At 36.4% G+C, this 231-nt stretch carries 1 protein-coding gene; it reads right to left on the minus strand.

What is annotated here, in order from left to right:
- On the minus strand, nucleotides 1–231 hold a 231-nt coding region (locus AOA60_RS29635), incomplete at both ends, for a M3 family metallopeptidase (RefSeq protein WP_143522597.1).

Raw genomic sequence — 231 nt, forward strand, 5'->3', positions numbered from 1 at the left:
TAGATGAGTAACAAAGTTATGATAATAGGTTCCAAGTAATTGTAGAATTACCCAACGTCTCATTTGTGGGTCCTCAGATTTAGATAATAGGTGATCAGCAAGTAATAACTCGTTAATTGTAGATGGAGCCTCTATAAAATATAAAGACGGTCGTGTGTCAGCAACCCGTTGGTGTTTATTAGCCAAATAAAAATGTCCAGCATGACCTAATTCATGAGCAAGAATAAAGGC

Origin of the sequence: Pseudomonas sp. 2822-17 (genome assembly GCF_002742485.1) — a bacterium.
Lineage (GTDB): Bacteria > Pseudomonadota > Gammaproteobacteria > Pseudomonadales > Pseudomonadaceae > Aquipseudomonas > Aquipseudomonas cyclaminis.